This is a genomic window from Companilactobacillus furfuricola (assembly GCF_003946325.1).
GTDB classification, from domain to species: Bacteria; Bacillota; Bacilli; order Lactobacillales; family Lactobacillaceae; genus Companilactobacillus; species Companilactobacillus furfuricola.
The window spans coordinates 1-18,351 of the sequence record NZ_RHNT01000002.1; the positions used below are offsets into that span (position 1 = coordinate 1).

General features: G+C 38.5%; 20 protein-coding genes. 6 read left to right on the forward strand and 14 right to left on the reverse strand.

Annotation, left to right across the window (positions count from 1 at the left end; all coding sequences use genetic code 11):
• Nucleotides 1–192 precede the first annotated feature (192 nt).
• The 12 genes from scrK to EKM78_RS13035 form a co-directional block, all read right to left on the reverse strand.
• Nucleotides 193–1,065, reverse strand: coding sequence for a fructokinase ScrK (gene scrK / locus EKM78_RS01130; protein WP_125768139.1), 873 nt, complete (start codon nt 1,063–1,065; stop codon nt 193–195).
• 34 nt (nt 1,066–1,099) lie between these two features.
• Nucleotides 1,100–1,327 carry a hypothetical protein gene (locus EKM78_RS12375; protein WP_164507130.1) on the reverse strand — a complete coding sequence of 76 codons (228 nt, stop codon included), beginning with the start codon at nt 1,325–1,327 and terminating at the stop codon, nt 1,100–1,102.
• 12 nt (nt 1,328–1,339) lie between these two features.
• Nucleotides 1,340–2,941, reverse strand: a complete 1,602-nt coding sequence (locus tag EKM78_RS01135) for a putative polysaccharide biosynthesis protein (protein ID WP_125768141.1) — start codon at nt 2,939–2,941, stop codon at nt 1,340–1,342.
• Nucleotides 2,942–3,011: 70 nt separating this feature from the next.
• Entirely contained in the window at nt 3,012–3,383 is a 372-nt protein-coding gene (locus EKM78_RS01140) for a DUF1304 domain-containing protein (RefSeq protein ID WP_125768143.1), read from the reverse strand.
• 79 nt (nt 3,384–3,462) lie between these two features.
• Nucleotides 3,463–3,765 (reverse strand): nucleoside triphosphate pyrophosphohydrolase, encoded by a 303-nt coding sequence (locus tag EKM78_RS01145; protein ID WP_125768145.1) that lies wholly within the window; start codon nt 3,763–3,765, stop codon nt 3,463–3,465.
• A gap of 576 nt (nt 3,766–4,341) precedes the next feature.
• Nucleotides 4,342–5,871: an SLAP domain-containing protein gene (locus tag EKM78_RS13030; protein WP_125768147.1), complete on the reverse strand. Its 1,530-nt coding sequence runs from the start codon at nt 5,869–5,871 to the stop codon at nt 4,342–4,344.
• A gap of 227 nt (nt 5,872–6,098) precedes the next feature.
• Nucleotides 6,099–6,854, reverse strand: coding sequence for an ABC transporter ATP-binding protein (locus tag EKM78_RS01155; RefSeq protein ID WP_164507131.1), 756 nt, complete (start codon nt 6,852–6,854; stop codon nt 6,099–6,101).
• Nucleotides 6,842–7,819: a taurine ABC transporter substrate-binding protein gene (locus EKM78_RS01160; RefSeq protein WP_164507132.1), complete on the reverse strand. Its 978-nt coding sequence runs from the start codon at nt 7,817–7,819 to the stop codon at nt 6,842–6,844. The genes EKM78_RS01155 and EKM78_RS01160 overlap by 13 nt, the downstream gene beginning before the upstream one ends.
• A gap of 29 nt (nt 7,820–7,848) precedes the next feature.
• On the reverse strand, nt 7,849–8,610 hold the full coding sequence (locus EKM78_RS01165; protein ID WP_125768155.1) for an ABC transporter permease: 762 nt from the start codon (nt 8,608–8,610) through the stop codon (nt 7,849–7,851).
• A gap of 17 nt (nt 8,611–8,627) precedes the next feature.
• Nucleotides 8,628–10,334, reverse strand: a complete 1,707-nt coding sequence (locus EKM78_RS01170) for an FAD-dependent oxidoreductase (protein WP_125768503.1) — start codon at nt 10,332–10,334, stop codon at nt 8,628–8,630.
• 23 nt (nt 10,335–10,357) lie between these two features.
• On the reverse strand, nt 10,358–11,527 hold the full coding sequence (locus EKM78_RS01175) for a YeeE/YedE family protein (RefSeq protein ID WP_245994721.1): 1,170 nt from the start codon (nt 11,525–11,527) through the stop codon (nt 10,358–10,360).
• Nucleotides 11,528–11,530: 3 nt separating this feature from the next.
• The gene (locus tag EKM78_RS13035) at nt 11,531–11,671 is read right to left on the reverse strand and encodes a hypothetical protein (protein WP_245994723.1); all 141 of its coding nucleotides are present in this window, start codon (nt 11,669–11,671) and stop codon (nt 11,531–11,533) included.
• A 263-nt stretch (nt 11,672–11,934) separates the two neighbouring features.
• Here EKM78_RS13035 and EKM78_RS01180 point away from each other — a divergent pair, with 263 nt between their 5' ends.
• The 4 genes from EKM78_RS01180 to EKM78_RS13465 all read left to right on the forward strand — a co-directional run bounded on the left by EKM78_RS01180 (nt 11,935) and on the right by EKM78_RS13465 (nt 15,021).
• Nucleotides 11,935–12,768 (forward strand): LysR family transcriptional regulator, encoded by an 834-nt coding sequence (locus EKM78_RS01180; protein WP_125768158.1) that lies wholly within the window; start codon nt 11,935–11,937, stop codon nt 12,766–12,768.
• A 264-nt stretch (nt 12,769–13,032) separates the two neighbouring features.
• Nucleotides 13,033–13,368 (forward strand): sulfurtransferase-like selenium metabolism protein YedF, encoded by a 336-nt coding sequence (gene yedF, locus EKM78_RS01185; protein ID WP_125768161.1) that lies wholly within the window; start codon nt 13,033–13,035, stop codon nt 13,366–13,368.
• Between the two features lie 489 nt (nt 13,369–13,857).
• The gene (locus EKM78_RS13460; protein ID WP_125768164.1) at nt 13,858–14,502 is read left to right on the forward strand and encodes a 5-methyltetrahydropteroyltriglutamate--homocysteine methyltransferase; all 645 of its coding nucleotides are present in this window, start codon (nt 13,858–13,860) and stop codon (nt 14,500–14,502) included.
• A gap of 36 nt (nt 14,503–14,538) precedes the next feature.
• Nucleotides 14,539–15,021: a uroporphyrinogen decarboxylase/cobalamine-independent methonine synthase family protein gene (locus EKM78_RS13465; RefSeq protein WP_245994725.1), complete on the forward strand. Its 483-nt coding sequence runs from the start codon at nt 14,539–14,541 to the stop codon at nt 15,019–15,021.
• 106 nt (nt 15,022–15,127) lie between these two features.
• Here EKM78_RS13465 and EKM78_RS01200 read toward each other — a convergent pair whose 3' ends face one another.
• Together EKM78_RS01200 and EKM78_RS01205 are read right to left on the reverse strand one after the other, a co-directional pair.
• Nucleotides 15,128–15,442, reverse strand: coding sequence for a DMT family transporter (locus EKM78_RS01200; RefSeq protein WP_125768167.1), 315 nt, complete (start codon nt 15,440–15,442; stop codon nt 15,128–15,130).
• Entirely contained in the window at nt 15,442–15,777 is a 336-nt protein-coding gene (locus tag EKM78_RS01205; protein WP_125768169.1) for a DMT family transporter, read from the reverse strand. The genes EKM78_RS01200 and EKM78_RS01205 overlap by 1 nt, the downstream gene beginning before the upstream one ends.
• A gap of 430 nt (nt 15,778–16,207) precedes the next feature.
• Between EKM78_RS01205 and guaB the strand changes: the two genes are divergently transcribed.
• Nucleotides 16,208–17,686: an IMP dehydrogenase gene (guaB, locus tag EKM78_RS01210; RefSeq protein ID WP_125768172.1), complete on the forward strand. Its 1,479-nt coding sequence runs from the start codon at nt 16,208–16,210 to the stop codon at nt 17,684–17,686.
• 230 nt (nt 17,687–17,916) lie between these two features.
• Nucleotides 17,917–18,054: a hypothetical protein gene (locus EKM78_RS12385; protein ID WP_164507133.1), complete on the forward strand. Its 138-nt coding sequence runs from the start codon at nt 17,917–17,919 to the stop codon at nt 18,052–18,054.
• The last annotated feature ends 297 nt before the right edge of the window (nt 18,055–18,351 follow it).

An 18,351-nucleotide genomic window follows, 5' to 3' on the forward strand; every position in this document is an offset into this window, starting at 1 on the left:
GAAGTACTTAGAGTATCGGGTGCGACCGATGCTCTTTTTTATACATATAATTATATCAAAAAGGGTGTTGTATCAGAGCCTGACGGTTCTAATACAACACCCTTTTTTGGAGACTTATGTCACAGCCTCTTTTTATGAGATTTTATTTACGTTTTCTGGTTAGTAGTTGACTAACCTCGTTGCGCTCTCTGATTATTCTTGTAGTTCGCGAATTGCTAAGGCAAAGTCACCAACGGTTGCAGAGCCATTGTTTTTAACTAATGGCATCATGATGTATTTCTTTAGATCTGGTACGTCAACGTAATCATTAAGTAATTCTGAGAATTGTTCACGGACTTTGTCCAAGAATTGTTCGCTAACTACGCCACCACCGAAGACGATTTTGTCTGGACGGAGGATGAGGGTTACTTGAATGGCAGCTTGTGCTACATAGTAAGCCATGATATCCCATGTGTGGTCTGATAGAGGTACATCTTTACCGGGTTTATTTAAACGTGCGTCAAAGGTAGGTCCGGCAACCAATCCTTCAAGACAGTCGCCGTGGAATGGGCAGATCCCCTTGAAATCTAAATCATCAGGATGGCGTTTAACGAAGGTGTGTCCCATTTCGGGGTGTCCAATGTTTCCGATGAAGTGACCATTTTCAATAGCGCCACCACCGACACCAGTTCCGATCGTGTAATAAACTAATGAATCGATTTTTTCATTTGATAATGTGGACATAACGTATTCGCCATAAGCTGATCCATTTACGTCAGTTGTCCAAAACATTGGCACGTCTAATTCTTTCTTCAATGTTCCTACGAAATCAACGTTGGCCCAATGTTTTTTAGGCGTCTTTGTAATATATCCATATTTTGGATGATTCTTTCTTTGTTCGATTGGTCCAAATGATGCGATACCAATTGCTTCTACGTCAAATTGCTTGAAGTAGTCGATTGTTTTACGTAATGTTTCCTCAGGTGTTGTTGTGGGGAAATGTACGCTATCTTTGATGCTGTAATCTTCGTTTCCTACTGCGCATACGAATTTTGTTCCGCCGGCTTCTATACTTCCTACTAGCACTATTTTGTTGCCTCCTGATATTAGTGAAATGATATTAGAATATTATCATTGTCATGATGTTATCGTCAAATTTTCTGAAAATTGTTGGGGATGGTGGTTCATTGCCAGACCTCGGGGAAGTGATAGTGGTTAAGGTATTTTTTATAGTAAGGCTTGCTTTAGCCAAAAAAATAACCTCATCCTTTTTCTTGAATCGTACTGATTCAGGCTTTTTGATGAGGTTATTTTCATTTTTTGAAAAAGTAGAAAAGCTTTGTTTCATTTCTGTAATTTTTTAATAGATCTCGGTGTTTTTGATTTTCTTTAAGATGTTTAATGATCCATCTTTGTAGCCAAGGAATCCGTAGATTGCGATCCCTATGATTGCGCCAATTGACAATACTATCGTTGCTCCAACTTTGTAGCGAACATCTATCGCTAGTGAGAGTAAATATACTGCTGCTCCTACTAATGCTAGCATGACGGTGCTATTTACGGTTATTCTTAACAATCGTTTAGCTAAGTCCTTGTTTACGATGTTGAATTCTTTGTTGATCAATCTGAAGGCAAAGTGGCCCATTATTGCGAAAGCTAAAATCGATGATAGTAGTGGTCCGTATACACCTAGATATAAAGTCAATGGTAACTGGAGAACTACTTTGATGATGTATGACAATAGTAAGAACCACATTGATGTTTTTACGTGATGCGTTACTTGAAGGATATTTTCTAAGATCATGAAAATACAATAGAAGATCGCTTCAATGCATGACACGGCTAGGACATATCCTCCTTGCGTACTTGGTCCATAGAATAGGGTCCATAATGGTGAACCGATAGCGATCATTCCAAAAGTTGCTGGTAAGATCAAGAAAATAGTAAATTCGACAATATTTCGCATTAATTTTTGGATCTGCTTGTTTTCTGCTTTTCGACTGATCAGAGCTGAAAGGGCAGGGATGACAGAAGCTGAAACGGAGATAGCTAGTGAGACTAGGACCATGATCAACTTGTTAGCTTGAAATCCGAACATAGCATATAAATTATCGATAGTCTTAGTGCTAGCGTGGATGATCTCTTGGTAGATCCAGGAGAAGGTCGTTTGGTCGAACAATTGTAAAACAACCATAATAGTATCGACTAGTAAAAACGGAATGGCTGATTTTAGCATCGCACCAAAACTGATCTTGGCTAATTGCTCTTCATCAGTTGTTATCACTTCATCTGCAGGGTCGATCGTTTTTCTGACCCGCCGTCTCATCCAAAGCAAATAGGCATATGCCAAAGTTGCTCCAATAAAGGATGCTAGAGTCGACTGATTAACGGCTTGCATGTAATTTCCGTTTTGAACGATCATGATCATATAAGTTGCGTAAAGCATGTAAGCAACTCGAGCAATTTGTTCGATAACTTGGGAAAAAGCCGAGAGCGAGATGAACGCATATCCTTGAATATAACCTCTTAAAATACCTAGAGCAGGGATGACTAGCATCGCGATACTTAAATATTTTATCGGAGTAACGACACGCATGTCTCCAGCAGCAAATATGATAGCGACATACTTAGCGCCAAAGAACATGATGGCAGCTAAAACAATACCGATCATGGTCATATAAAGACTATATTTCTTTAGGATCTTTTCACTTTGCCGATAATGACCGAGTGAATTAGAAGCCGCAACTTCCTTGGAAATAGCAGAAGGGATCCCTGCTGTTGCAATGATCAAGAATAAATTGTAAATGTTATAAACTCGAGCGTATAAGGCATTTGCGACACCAACGGCAGCAGCACCGATCCAAATATTCCAAGGGATGATATAAACAACACCTAGAACTCTGGAGACGATCCCACTGAGTGAGATCCAAACAGAACTTTTTAACAGTGAATCTTTTTTCATAAAATTGTACCCATTCTAAATCAATATGTAGTTAATTATAATTGAAATCATCAAACTTAGTGATTCTTTTTTAAGCGTAGAAAAAGATTACGAGTAATAAACTGATGAGTGCCGGTAATCCTTGGAGTAAAATGATTTTTTTCGTAGCGGTTAAGGCACCAAAAATGGCTACGATCAGAACAAATGAAGTTAATAGGATCAAAATATATTTAAGCGTGACACCGGTGAAGAATAAAATCATTAGTAATATCAAAATACCCAGCATCGCATTGTAGATGCCTTGATTGGCTAGGGCAGTTTTAGCATTTTTGTTTTTCACAAATTCCAGTGGCATGTCAAAGGCTTCGGCTTGTTTAGTTGGAGTCCCAAAAATCTCGAAAAGTCCAATGCCGATGTGTTCTAGACCTAATAGTGCAACGATGAATAATGTAAATATTTCCATTTTTGATGCCTCCTTTTCATTTGTATCTTCATGATAAACTTGTCATTGAATTAACACAATTTGTATCCCCGACAAAAAGTTAATCTGCGGTTATCATAGCAATTTTTTCTGAAAAATCACCTTTTTGCATACTTTTTGCGTGACGCATACTATCCATTTCTTCATATGTGATGGATGAATCCTCTAAAATAGCGTGAATCAATTCTTCTAAGTCGCCTAATTCTTCAACTAAATTAGCTCTGGATTCAGCTTTTTCAACTTCCTGAGCTTCCTCAGCTAGCTTTTTCCGTAAAGCAATGCGAAACTGTGCATTCGACAAAATTTTGAATTTCGCTTTATCCCCAACGATATCCGGAATTTTATTACGTACTAATTTTTCCAAAATTAGATCCCCCCTAAATTGGTTGATACCAATATTATCATATGGGTCAGGAATCTACAAAGTTGGGTGGATGGAAAAAGAGTGCTCTCCCATGGGGGATCGCACTCTTTTTTTGAGTTTCGGATTATAAAAAATTGGCCTTTGTTTGGTGGTTTGTAAATGATTAATTGTTTGGACTGAACTTTAATAGTTTTTCGATCAACGCTTAATTATTTATGCCAAACATGGGTAGTTTAATCGCCAAACTCTTAATTATATATACCAAACGGGTTTAGATTTGTTGCCAAACGTTGCCCGTTTTATAGTGGAAACGAGCTCCGGGAGATAGCGGCCTCCGGTTTAGAAACTGTCAGCAGGCACGGCTTTGCCGCACCTTGGGTGCTGACAGTCCCTAAATCCTCAGCAGCTGACCATCTCCCTGCGCTCTCTATTTTGAAACGAGCTCCGGGAGGTAGCGGCCTCTGGTTAACACGTGTGGTCGCGGGGCGGCTTTGCCGCACCTTGTGCGACCACTCGCGTTAATCCTCAGCAGCTGACCAACCTCCCTCCGCTCTCTTTTTTAAATCGCGCTCTTTTTTAATGAACGTCAGTAGAATTGATCCATTCGTTTGTTGATACACGATACATTGATGCGCCGTTGATTGTGGCTGTTCTGTCTGTGTACCATGCTGTGTTTGGTGCTAATGAACGAGTTGATTTGTTTCCGTCTGTTGTGTATAGGGCTTTGATCGAGCCTGAGTTTGTTGTGATGGTTGCGCTTGTTCCGTTGTATGCATAAACTTGCGATGCTTTGACCCATTCATTTGTTGATACACGGTAGAATGTTTCACCATCGATGGTCTTTGTTTGATCTGTTGCCCAGTCGGAGTTTGGTGCTAATGAACGTGTTGTTTGTGTTCCGCCACTACTATAAAGTGGAACGACCCCGCCGTTAGCGTATGTTGCGACTGTTCCTGTGAATGGTGTTGCTACTGAAGAACCTTCTTTAACTACTTGAACAGTTGAAGAATGTGCTCCTTTTTGCAATGTAATTGAACTGTCGGCATCGTTAACTAATTCATAACCTGCAGGTGGTGTAACAGTTTTGCTTTGTCCATCTGCACCAGTGATAGTTGTTGTGTCAATAACGTCACCAGAGTTGGCATCTTGGAAACTGATCGTTTGTGAACTGTCAGAATTTACGACATGAACCGTACCAGTCTTTGTCCAAGTCATTGGTTCACCGTTCCAACCTAATGCTTTGTCAGTACCTGTGTATGTAACTTTGTAGTCGCCGACTTTTGAAGTATTAACATCTGAAGTATCAGCTGTTATGTCAAGTGTGTTACCAATAGTATCAGTTGCAGTGATAGCACTTGTGTCTACTTGTTGACCTTTAAGAATTGTTTGATCAGTGTTTGACCATTGGGCATCAAGAACGTTGACAGTTAGAGATGTCTCTTCGCTCTTTGTGCCATCTGAGTACTGAGGTTGAACTACTACTGTGTAGCTACCAGGGTAGGCATAGTTGAATTGACCATTATCGACAACGTCAACACCAGTTAAATTAGCTTCTGGTGTGATCTTGTATGTATTTGACGAGTTTAAATCAAAAGTCTTGTCACCCTTTTTTACATTAGTAGATGTTTGTCCACCTTGGAAAGTGATTGCTGATGAATAGGCAATTTTAACAGTTTTGCTTGTACCAATAAGTTTATTGATAGCATCGCCAAAACTTCCGAGATCGATATTCAAGTCAGGTGTGAAAGTAACTTCAGTACCGTCATCGCTGACCTTTATGTTGGCAGGTATTAGTCCTAAGAAAGTAGGATCTCCACCAATAGCAGCTTTGATATTTTCTTCTGTTGGTTCAGTACCACCAACTAGAGTTATTGTGTCTCCTAAGTTAGAAACATTTACACCTGTAGTTGTTGAGCCATCTAAAGAGTTAGTAGTACCAGAAATCAAACTTGATAGAGAACTTGTGTCACCTGAAGTTAAGCTTGATAAAATATCAGATAATCCTGCAGCTTGTGATGTTTGTGGTGAAACAGCAGTTGTAGCAGCTCCCAGAGATAAACTGGCTACAATCGCGGTAGTTAAAACAAATCTCTTTGTCTTCTTCATAATAGTAATTCCTCTTCTAAATCCAATATAACCCTCGATCCGTTATATCGATATTCACCTCTTATCATAATATTTCGACGGTTACTTAACCATGACGTTAGTATTAAATTTTAGATACAAAAGAAACATAAAAATTATAACTTAAATCTAACTTTAATTAATAAACCGAAAATAAATTAGTCTTAATTAGTTAAAAATTAGGGGGAATTACTAGGAGATTCGTTTGTTTAACTGTTGATCAAACTCAATATTTGACTGCGGAATGTATCGACCTTTTTTTCTATTTCGAAATCTTCTATATTTTCAGCATCGATCCCTTGAAATTGATTATTGAAAATTTCGACAATTTTTTTATCGTGACTATTCATGACGGCAATTTTATTGCTACAACGAATAGCCTCATTTAAATCGTGAGTGATCATTAGAATGCTAGTTTTTTCTTTAGCCCAGATATCTAATATTAATTTTTGCATCTTAAATCTTGTAAAGGCATCTAAAGCTCCAAAAGGCTCATCCATCAGCAGAAGCTCGGATTTGTTGGCTAAGACTCTGGCAATGGCTACTCTTTGTTTCATACCGCCAGAGAGTTCAAAGGTTTTTGTATTTCTTTGTTCACTTAATCCGATGATATCTAGCAGGTAACTAACACGTTTTTGGATTTTCTCTTTTGAAAATCCTCTAGCTTTCAATCCAAAACCGATGTTTTTTTCAACTGTCAGCCATGGGTACAGTGATGAGTTCTGGAAGACAACGCCTCTATTCCAGTCTGGCTCTGTAATTTTTTCTCCATCCATTAGTAGTTCTCCGTCAGCAGGAATGAAGCCAGCTACTGCTTGCAAGATAGTACTTTTCCCACAACCTGAAGGACCAACTAAGACGAAAATCTCATTATCTTGAATCTCAAAATTAGTTTTATCAATGATTTTTTCCGTTGTATTTGGATATTTGATTGACAGATTGTTTGCTTTAATCAGTGTTTCCAAAATTGATCACCACCAAATCTATAAGTGAAATTATTAAATTCATCAAATCCAGGTGCATAACTGATCGTCTGTTGACCATACATGAATTTTCCGGCAACTTGCATTTCTTTGACAAATTGTCCGATATTGCGCTTGTTTCCTAAATAATTGGTTGAATATTCTTGATCAATTGAGATCCAGTCCGTGCCTTTCATTTGTTTATCAGCATCGCTTACGCTGATCCCCGTCTGTTTGGCGGCGGCTTTGACTGCCAAATGGTAATTGGATTTTCTCAATTTATGGGCTTTGGATAATACTTTGACAAATTTCTCGACATCTTTTGGTCGATCTTTGAGAAATTGATCTCTTACTAAGGTAACGTTTCCCGTTGAATAGCCCCAGTTTCCCAAAGTTGAGCTGTCTAATAGCGTTTTTCCATCACTTTGTAATTGTGTTAAGGTCGGTTGCCAAGTGTAAGCAGCGTCGATATTGCCTCGTTTCCAAGCTGCCACGATGTTTTGGGTATCCATGTCTAAAACCGTTACCTTGTCTTCTAAATGATACTTTTTCAAAACGATCATCAAACTATAGTGTGACGTGGAGGCAAAAGGAGTGGCGATTTTCTTGCCCTTCAAATCCTGGATATTTTTGATATTAGAGCTCTTCTTAACTATTAACTGTTCGTTATTTCCACAAATTTCATTGATCCATAGCAACTTTACAGGGATGTCGGCAGTCAAGGCAACTACGCCATTAGTATCACCCATGGTAGCAAAATCTACTCCGCCTGACATTAAAGCCTTATTGGCATCAACGCCCGAATCAAACGTAATGAATTTCAATTGTTTGCCAGGGAATTCCTTTTCAAAATAATTTAAATTTCTTGCGACAGCAACATCATTAGGCGTATTAAGGATCCCAATTTTAATTTGATCGGAATTATTGTCCGTACTAGTACAAGCCGTCAAAAATAAAAATAACGACAATATCAGGAGGGTTAATTTACTTTTTTTCATTAGCTTTTACCTTTCCAAAAAATCCATTTTTGTTCAATTTTTTGGAGGATAAAATCTAATAATAATCCTAGTCCACCTAAGATCAGAATTCCTAAAAACATTACGCTACTCTTCAAGTATTTGGAAGCATCAATGACCATCCAACCAATTCCAGAGGTCGAAGCAACCATTTCTGCGGCAACTAAGGTCGAAAAAGATACTCCCATCGCCGTTCTGATCCCGGTGAAAATATTTGGTAAGGCTCCTGGAAAGACTACCCATCTGAAGACGAACCACGGATTCGCTCCCAGAGACTTGGCACTTAAAATATAATCACTGTTGATGTGTTTTACTCCTTCAACACAGGCTAAATAAATTGGAGCAAATGCCGCTAAATAAAGTAAAACTATTTTGGAAGTTTCGCCGATCCCTAACCACAAGATCAAGATCGTATAGTAAGCCAGTGGCGGGATGGGACGATAAAACTGGATCAGGGAATCAATGATCGCATTGAAGGTATCCGACGTTCCCGATGCTAACCCTAAAGGGACTGCGGTGATTATTGCCAAAAATATGGCTGAGAATAGTCTAAACAAAGTAATCCCTAAATGTTCCCAAAAGGGGATATTGTTATAGCCGTGAGTAATGATGCCAACGAAAGTTTTGAAAACTTCCTGTGGGGATGGAAATAGGATGGGGGATACCCATCCTAGATTAGTCACAGTGAACCAGACAATTAATATGAAAGCCCAAACAGAAATGGTTAGTGACTTTTTTTTCATTTCCACAACTCCTATTTTTACAAGAGATCGAACCGGTAGCCGTTGACTATAGGCTTACGATCAGTTGTTTGATCTTTAAAGTATTCGTATTCACAAATTTCCAGATATGAACCAGAAATATTATAAACGTTTTCATAGCCACGATTATTTAAAGCACGTACCATGTTATAGCTACGTTGACCTGCCAAGCAGTGGACGTATACCGGTTTATCAGTTGGGATCTCGTCGAGACGATCTCTAAATTGACTTAATGGGATATTGACGGCACCGTTGATATGACTTTCAGCATATTCGTCAGGTTCACGGGCATCGACAATTAAAGCACCATTTTCAACTAATGAACGAACTTCGTGAGCTTGTACCTCTTTGAATTCATCGTTCAGAATATTTTCTGCTACTAGACCTGCCATATTGACGGAGTTCTTTGCAGTACTGAACCAAGGAGAATAACAAACTTCAAGATGCGTTAAATCAGAAATGTTTCCATGCATCGAAATCACTGCTGCCACAATGTCCATTTGCTTATCAACATCTGACTTACCTAGAGCTTGTCCACCTAGTAATTCGCCATTTGGATAGCCAAAGATCAATTTTGTATGCAGTGGTGTAGCATCCGGCATCAAACCAACGCGACTCTTAGGGATAACTGTGACTGTTCGATAGTCGATTCCATTTTTAATGCACTCTTTTTCCGTCAAGCCGGTAGAAGTGATGTTTAAATCAAAGATATGAATAGCTTGTGAGCCAATTACACCAGTATTCTTAGTAGTTCTACCGTACATATGATCGACGGCATCTCTAGCTTGCATTTGTGCTGGGAAAGCTAAAGCAAGTCGAGTTTTCTTTCTCGTTAGCATATTACTTACTTCAATTGCATCGCCAATAGCATAAATGTTAGGGATGCTTGTTTCATAATGGTGATCAACTTTTATTCCGCCAGTTAAACCGATTTTGCAGCCGATTTTTTCAGCTAAGTGTGTCGATGGTTTAACACCGATTGCGACAATGACCATTTGTGCAGTGATTTCTTTGCCTGAGCCTAATTTGATGTTATCGCTTGAAATCTCTGCTAAGCCATCGCCTAAGACTAAATTAATACCATTATCATATAATTCCTTATGGATGATTTGGGCGAAATCTTCATCAACAGTTCCTAAGACGTGATCGGCTGCCTCAACTAGAGAAACTTTTTTACCGGCTGAAGCTAGATTTTCACAGACTTCAAGGCCGATAAACCCACCACCAATAACAGCAATGTCTGTTACGTTATTTTCGTCAATGTAAGCTTGGATCCTCTTAATATCAACAACGTTTCTGACCGAGAAAACATTCCCACGATCAATTCCTTTAATACTTTTTGGCATAATTGGATCGGCACCGGGTGACAATATCAATTCATCATATTCAACTTCTTTAATATCGCCTGAATTAGTGTCTTTAACGTCGACTACTTTTTTATCGGGATCGACGTTGATAACTTCAGAATTGACTTGAGCATCGATATCGTATTGGTTCTTGAACTGTTCTGGTGTCATCAATACGATATCGTCAGCATTGGGGATCATACCACTCAAGTGGTATGGCAAAGCACAGTTTGAAAATGAGACGTTAGGGCCTTTTTCAAACATAGTAATGTCTGCAAATTCATCCAATCTACGAGCTCTAGCAGCTGCAGAAGCTCCTCCGGCAACTCCACCTACGACAACAATTTTTTTATTTTCCATCATATAACCCTCACTTAATTTTTTTAATTTGAAATAACATATTTTGGTAAGATTGAAACTTTTCCTGAGAATGCCTTGATCCCGAACATTCCTCCTAATATTAAGAAGAACATGAATATATATCCGTGGATCGAGAAGTTACAAATAGCGGAATAAAGTGCACCGATATTACATCCGCGAGCACATCTACTACCTAATCCCATCAAGGCGCCACCAAATCCATAAATCAGCATATCCATTTTAGAGAAATTGAAGTTCATCTTGAAACGTCCAGCCATTAAGAAAGCAATGAAGGCTCCAAGGACTAATCCAATATTTCGGATCGTCCCACCGTCAGCTAAAAGGCTTCCTTGCATAGCTTTAGCCGTTTCATCAAAAGCTGGTGATGTAAATTCAATCCCAAATAATTGGAAAAATTTTTGATCTAATGTAACAAAAGCAGTAGTGACTCCCCAAGCTTTTCCAGTAGTTATTAAAACAAATATTGCACCGATGGCAATGCCGACGATACCCGTCATGAAACTCCATCTTTCAACAAAGAATTTATGGTAAGTACTCCATGAAAAAGGTTTGATCGGTTCTTTAGTTTCTGGCAAAGGCTTTTCAAAGTCTAAATAATCAGATTTTGGAAATGAATACATTCCAATTTGCTTCTTATGATTTTCATATTGCTTTGTAATGTAATATAAGCCTAATAATATCAGTAATGTAAGAGCAATCGCTCCACCGTAGCCGACATAATCTGGCAACCAGCCTTTAATGCCGATTTTTCCGATGGCAGATTGATCTAAGTCGTAACCGAGTTTTTGACCAGGTATTGCAAAGAGAACAAAGAATGGTAATGCTATCCATGAATGACCTTCTCCTTCACCAAAGTCGGTCAGGGTACCGCTGGCGCAACCACCAGCAAGCATCATACCGATACCAAACAAGAAACCACCAACGGCAGTTGAAACATTTCCGATCCTAACGTTTTGAGTTCCTGGGATTATTGATTGGGTCTCACTGGTGACTAGCCATGCTGGTAATGCGCCCTTACTAGCAGCAAACCATTGAATTCCCACGTTAATGATTGCTGTTATAGCAAACATTACTAATAATGCGTTTGTCAGACTAGCTTCTCCTCGATAAAAAATCCGTTTGATCCCGCCAGCAAAACCAACTCTAGATCTAGTTAGTGAATAGCCGATCATCAATCAGGCAAATAGAGCTAACGGAAGTTTGTTTTCCTGTGTATTTAAATATAAAGCCCAAATTACAGATAGAATGAATAGGGCAATTCCAATAATTGGTTGTACTGGGTTTAACCCCGCCTGTTTCATGTTTTCTTTGAACATGAGTAAACCTCCCCGCTAAAGTTATTTCATGTATTGCTGTATCCGTTTACAAGGAATATTTAAGCATAAATTTTTTTAATTGTAAGCATTTAGAAGGATGAATAATCGTATTTTCAATTGTGAAATATTTATTTTAGTACGATTGCTACCAAATAGATTTGCATATTATCAAGCTTTATAGTTTGAACTTTTATTCACAACCACAATGTGATATTTTATTTATAAATAGATGCATAAATAAAATTTATAAAGGTGATTTACTCATGTTTAGAAGCATTATCACATTTCAAAAAGTATATGAATATAGAAGTATTACCAAGGCTGCAAAGGAGTTATATGTAACGCAGCCAAGCGTTTCTATCCAAATTAAACAATTAGAAAAAGAACTGGGAGTAACTTTTTTTAAGCGAAATGGGAATAAGGGGTTGATCCCGACGGAAAACGCTAATAGATTTTATCGGGACTCGCAATTGTTGTTAAATGGTTGGGAATCTTCACTCAACCATCTTGTCAAAAAGCGCTCTAATAATCGTGTCCGTTGTACGATTGGAGTTTCTCCTATGAACGCCATTTATATAATTCCCCATTTGATCGATAGTTTAGAAAATAGAAATATGCTGTTTGATTTTGAAATTGTTATCCAAGATTCCGAGTCGATCCTTGATTCCATTACAAAGCATGAATTGGATTTTGGCTTGGTTGAGAGACCATTTACATCAAGCGATGTCGAACAACTATCGTTCGCAAATGATGCCTTGGTTCATGCTGGGGATGTAAACAATCCACTTTGGATACTGGGCCGTCCAGGATCCATTCAGCTCGAACATACTGAAAAATATTTTACAGAAAATAATATAAAGCCTAAGAAAGTATTGAAAGTAAATGACAGTAATTTGATCAGTCGTTTAGTTACGCTAGGGATCGGGCAGTCGATTGTATGTAAGAAGTCAATAGAGAATACGATCGTACCTTTTCAACAGTTGTCTCAGGATTATTCAATAAAATATTACTTAATCAATGCTAAGATTCCTAATTCAAAAGAAATTCAAAACTTGATCCATTTGGTGAGAACTTTATTGCCACAACTTCATTTTTAATAGTCAACTAAATTAATGCTCATCGAAAATCCAGACCAAAAAAATAAAATAAAATCACGAGATTTTTGTGACGTCACCGCAAAAGATTGCAAAAAATAAGAATAAATTGTTTCACAAATGATTGTGTTCACATTTGATGAGCGAACGTTTACAATCGTTGGTACAATTGATATTTTTCGAAAACTGATTTTTGATAAACGGTTTCAATGATCAATGATTGTGGTACAATTAATTTGTTAAATAAAAAAAGGGGGATTTATTTTTATGGCTTACGATGTAGTAATTAAAAGTACAGAAATGGGTACGGGGGATGAAGCATTAACACAAAATTTGATGAATGCTTACATCCATTCTTTGACAGAAACCGACAAGAAGCCAAAGAACATTATCTTTTATGCCGAAGGTGTTAAATTAACAGCTAAAGGTTCAGAAGCACTTGATGACTTGAAAGAATTAGACAAAGCGGGTGTCAATATTCTCTCATGTGGAATCTGTGTTGATTACTTTGAATTAACCGATAAACTAGCTGTTGGTGGAAATACAACTATGGGTGAAGTTGTTGATATCATGGCATCTAGTGATAATGTTGTTTATCCATAAAATGATTTTTTAATTTGGAGCAATATCCACAACGACACCATAAAGTCTGACTTTATGGTGTTTTGTTGGTATTTGGGATGTTTAAAGTGTTTGGATTACTTGATATTTGATTTTGGAAGATTTTCGATTTTTTTGTAGAAGCTCGATTTGCTAAGTGGTGGTTATTGTTTAGCTGATCGCTTCTATGTTTATAGTGGAAACGCGCTCCGGGAGGTAGCGGCCTCCGGTTAACACGTGTGGTCGCGGCACGGCTTCGCCGTATAAATTGGATAGTCTTTTTTATATTTATCCTCAAGGATGCTGAAACGAGCTCCAGGCGACAGCGGCTTCCGGTTTAGAAACTGTCAGCAGGCACGGCTTCGCCGCACCTTTTGTGCTGACAGTCCCTAAATCCTCGGCAGCTGAACGTCGCCTTACGCTCTCTGTGTTTTAATCCTCAGCAGCTGACCACCTCCCTCCGCGATCTTTGTAAAAATAGGAGGTTTTTTCATGGAACTTAAACCGTTTTCGACTTCGTTGATGGGTAGTATGCCTAGAAGTTCTGAATTGCTTGATGCTAAGAGTCGTGGTGATCAGGACGAATTCGACGAAGTCTTATTGAGAGATACTAAAGATGTGCTTAAACGCCAAGAAGATTCGGGCATCGATGTTGTTGTTAGTGGGGAATTATCTCGGGACAACTACATGTCTTTCGTTGCTGATAAGGTTAAGGGCGTTAAGTTAATGTCACTGAAAGAAATTGCTCAAAAAGCCGACAATGAAGAAAAATTTAAGGAAAGTGTTAAGCAAATGGATGCTGACGATGGTTACATCAACAATCCTATTGCGGTCGATCGGATCGATACGAACAGTGTGCTTGATTATGAAGAGATCAAGCGCATGAAGACCTTGACAGATCATCCGATCAAGGCGACTATTCCTAGTCCTTATTTGTTAACTAGATCAATGTGGCTCAAAGAAGTTACCGGTGAGATCTATGAAGATAGAAACGAATTAGGACAAGATGTCGTTAAATTACTTTCTAACGAAATTCAACGTTTGATCGATCTTGGTGTTGATGTGATCCAGATCGATGATCCTATTTTGTCAGATGTTGTTTTCAATAATAAGAATTCAAAAAATTCGTTTTACTGAGGTGCTTTATCCGAGAAGGTCAAGATTGACCGAGAATTGAATTTTGCACACAAACTACTAGAACCGCTTTTTGAACAGATCAAGGCTAGTGATTCGATTGGTTCGATCCATGTATGTCGTGGTAACTGGACTAAGAAAGAAGAAACTTTGCTTTCAGGTTCGTACGATAAATTAGGTAAATTCTTCGATGGTATCGACGTCGAAATGCTAACATTGGAATTCTCAACTCCAAGAGCTGGAGAAATCTCCTCGTTGTTTGAAAATAACGATTTGGCTGATAAGATCACCTTAGGTTTAGGTGTCGTAAACCCAAGAAGTGATGAAGTTGAAAATCCAGATACGATCGTTAAATCTGCCGAAGAAGCTTTGAAGTTCTTGCCACCCGAAAGAGTATGGTTAAATCCTGACTGTGGATTTGCCACATTCTCAAGTCGTTCGCTTAATACTTATGATGTCATTGGCAAGAAGATGGATGCGATGGTTGAAGCTTCTCAAAGATTAAGAAGTAAATATTGCTAATAAAAAATGCGCTGGAGAAAAATATTCTCTAACGCATTTTTTAAATGAGTTGCAGAAGAAAGCCGCTGCTTTTCAGCAGCAGGCCATCTCCTTCCCCTCTCTATTTTTATTTAGCAAATTTCAAACCGACGACTGCGAATATTATTAAAAAGATAAAAAATCCGCGCACCCAGCTTCTGGGTTCGTCAAAAAGCCACATATTCATAATTGCTCCACCGGCGGCACCAATGCCAGTCCAGATGGAATAGCCGATTGACATCGGTATAGTTTGCAAAGCTAGTGAAAGAAATCCCAAGCTAAAGGCAAACGATAGGATCATAGCAATGATAGCCATTTTATTCTTTTTATCGGTGTAGAAACCTAAAAAGGTCACACCACCCATTTCGCCGATCCCGGCTAAGATCAAAAACATCCAATCCATTAGTGTGCCCTCTTTTCTTCATAGTCTGTGACCACCTTTAAACCGACTACGCCAATGGTTAGTAAGACGATAAAGATCAATTTGGTCCAGCTAAAAGCTTCATGAAAAAGTAACACGCCGGCAAGGACCACGAATAATGATCCTAAACCGACATAGACGGCATAAGTCGTTCCGGCAGGGATATTTTTGCTGGCATCGATCATTAAGTAAAAACTTAAAATGATGATCGCCACGACGATTAAAATACCTACGATCGAGTGAACGTGTTTCATCGCTGAAACCCAAACCACTTCTAAAAGAGCTCCCAATAAAATTTCAAGCCAACTTCTTCTCATACAATCACCTCGAAATATAGTCGAAGACAAGACTCCATTAGATTCTGACATAACTTGAAAAGCCAGGTGACCCTGGACGGACCACCTGACTTCTTGGCGCTATGCTGAGAATTTGAGTTCTGTCACATGTTTCAAAGGCGGATAATCGCCTCAAACGTTGCTATAGTCTATTAAATATTTTACTTTATTTTTTTCAACTCGGCAATCTAAGCGAATCGACCTAAAAAACAATATTTTCTTACTAAAAAATAAATTGTGAAGGGTAGCGCTTTCTTTAAGGATATTAATTGACTACCTTCGGGAAATCAGCTAACATAACTATAAATTTTATACTCGAAACGAGTATTTTATAGAAAGAACACGGATGTATTTTCAGAAATCTGAAGGTATATTCGTAATTATAATAAAAATTCAAGGAGGATTTCTTTTCATGTCGGCATGGGATACAAAATTTGATAAAAAAGGCTTTACGTTTGATGATGTTTTATTGGTACCTGCAGCAAGTAGCGTACTTCCTAATGATGTTGACCTTTCGGTCCAATTAGCAAAGAACATTAAATTAAATACACCTATTTTGAGTGCAAGTATGGATACAGTTACTGAAGCACCAATGGCAATTGCCATGGCACGTCAAGGTGGGCTAGGCGTTATCCACAAGAACATGAGTATTGAACAACAAGCAGACGAAGTATTGAAAGTTAAACGTTCAGAAAATGGCGTTATCATCGATCCGATCTACTTAACAGTTGACGCTCCAGTAAGTGCTGCTGAAGATTTGATGCATACTTATCGTATTAGCGGTGTTCCGATCGTTTCTAATACTGATGAGCTTAAGCTTGTTGGTATTATTACTAACCGTGATCTTCGTTTTATCACTGATTACTCAGTTAAGATCGATACAGTGATGACTCGCGAAAACTTGATCACAGCTCCAGTTGGAACTTCACTTGACGAAGCTGAAAAGATTCTCCAAGAACACAAGATCGAAAAGCTCCCATTAGTTGATGGCCAAGGTCGTCTTGGGGGCTTAGTAACAATCAAAGATATTGAAAAGGTCCAAGAATTCCCTAATGCTGCCAAAGACCAGTATGGTCGCTTGTTAGTAGCCGCTGCAGTTGGTGTTACTAGCGATACTTTTGAAAGAGCCTCAGCCTTACTTGATGCTGGTGCAGATGCGATCGTAATCGATACAGCTCATGGTCACTCAGCCGGAGTACTTCGTAAAATCTCCCAGATCCGTGACGAATTCCCAGACGCAACGTTGATTGCCGGAAACGTTGCTACATCTGAAGGAACCAAAGCACTTTACGATGCTGGCGTTGATGTAGTTAAAGTAGGTATCGGACCAGGATCAATTTGTACAACTAGAATCGTTGCTGGTGTTGGTGTTCCACAATTGACTGCTGTTTATGATGCAGCTTGCGTGGCTCATGAATACAATAAGACGATCATTGCCGATGGTGGTATCAAATACTCAGGTGACATCGTAAAAGCTCTTGCAGGCGGTGGAAATGCCGTTATGCTAGGTTCAATGCTAGCTGGTACTGACGAAGCACCTGGTGACTTTGAAATTTATCAAGGACGTCGTTTCAAGACATACCGTGGAATGGGTAGTCTAGCAGCTATGTCTCATGGTTCATCAGACCGTTACTTCCAAAGTGGCGTAAACGAAGCTAACAAATTAGTTCCCGAAGGTATTGAAGGACGTGTCGCTGCCAAAGGCTCAGTTGGCGACGTGATTTACCAACTATTAGGCGGACTTCGTTCAGGAATGGGATACGTTGGAGCAGCTGATTTAAAACAATTACAAGATGCCCAATTCATCCAAATCTCAAATGCCGGATTAAGAGAATCTCATCCACATGATGTAACAATTACTAAAGAAGCACCAAACTACTCGACAAAATAATATTAATGAACACAGTAAAAAAGTTCAGGCGAATATCCTGAACTTTTTTACTGTCTAAAATTATATTTGAATGCGATTCTAGCACATAATAAATAACCACAAATTTGCTAATTGTCAGAAATAATCGACATATCATCATATCAATGGATGTGACTTTTTAGAAAATGATGCTGTTATAATTGATTCAATAATGTAAAGCTTAGGAAAATATACAAAAAGAAGGCGATTAAATGGCTAAATCAGAATTTGATATCTCAAAATTAACTCCCAAAGCACAAGCAAAACTAGAAGAAATCCGTAAAAAACAAAACTTCAAGACACTAGCAGAGGCAGCAAATTATATGCGGGACTTCACAAATCGGAAGTAAGCCCAATCGATAATATATAAAACTATTAAGCCAATCAAGATTAACCAACCATTGATATTTTTTGACATGACTTGGAAACCTACCAAGATGAAATAAAGAACTCCTAAAACTGCGAGTTCATATAGATATAACATGTTGAGCTTTTTCATTGTTAACTCCTTGATCAAGATTAGTTCATTATACTCGAAAAAAATGATGTTTGAATAGTTGAAAAAGACTCAGTAACAAGCTGATTTCGTACTTGCTTGTTGCTGAGTCTTATTTTGAATGCAATATCTTTGAAAGTTGTTAAATTTC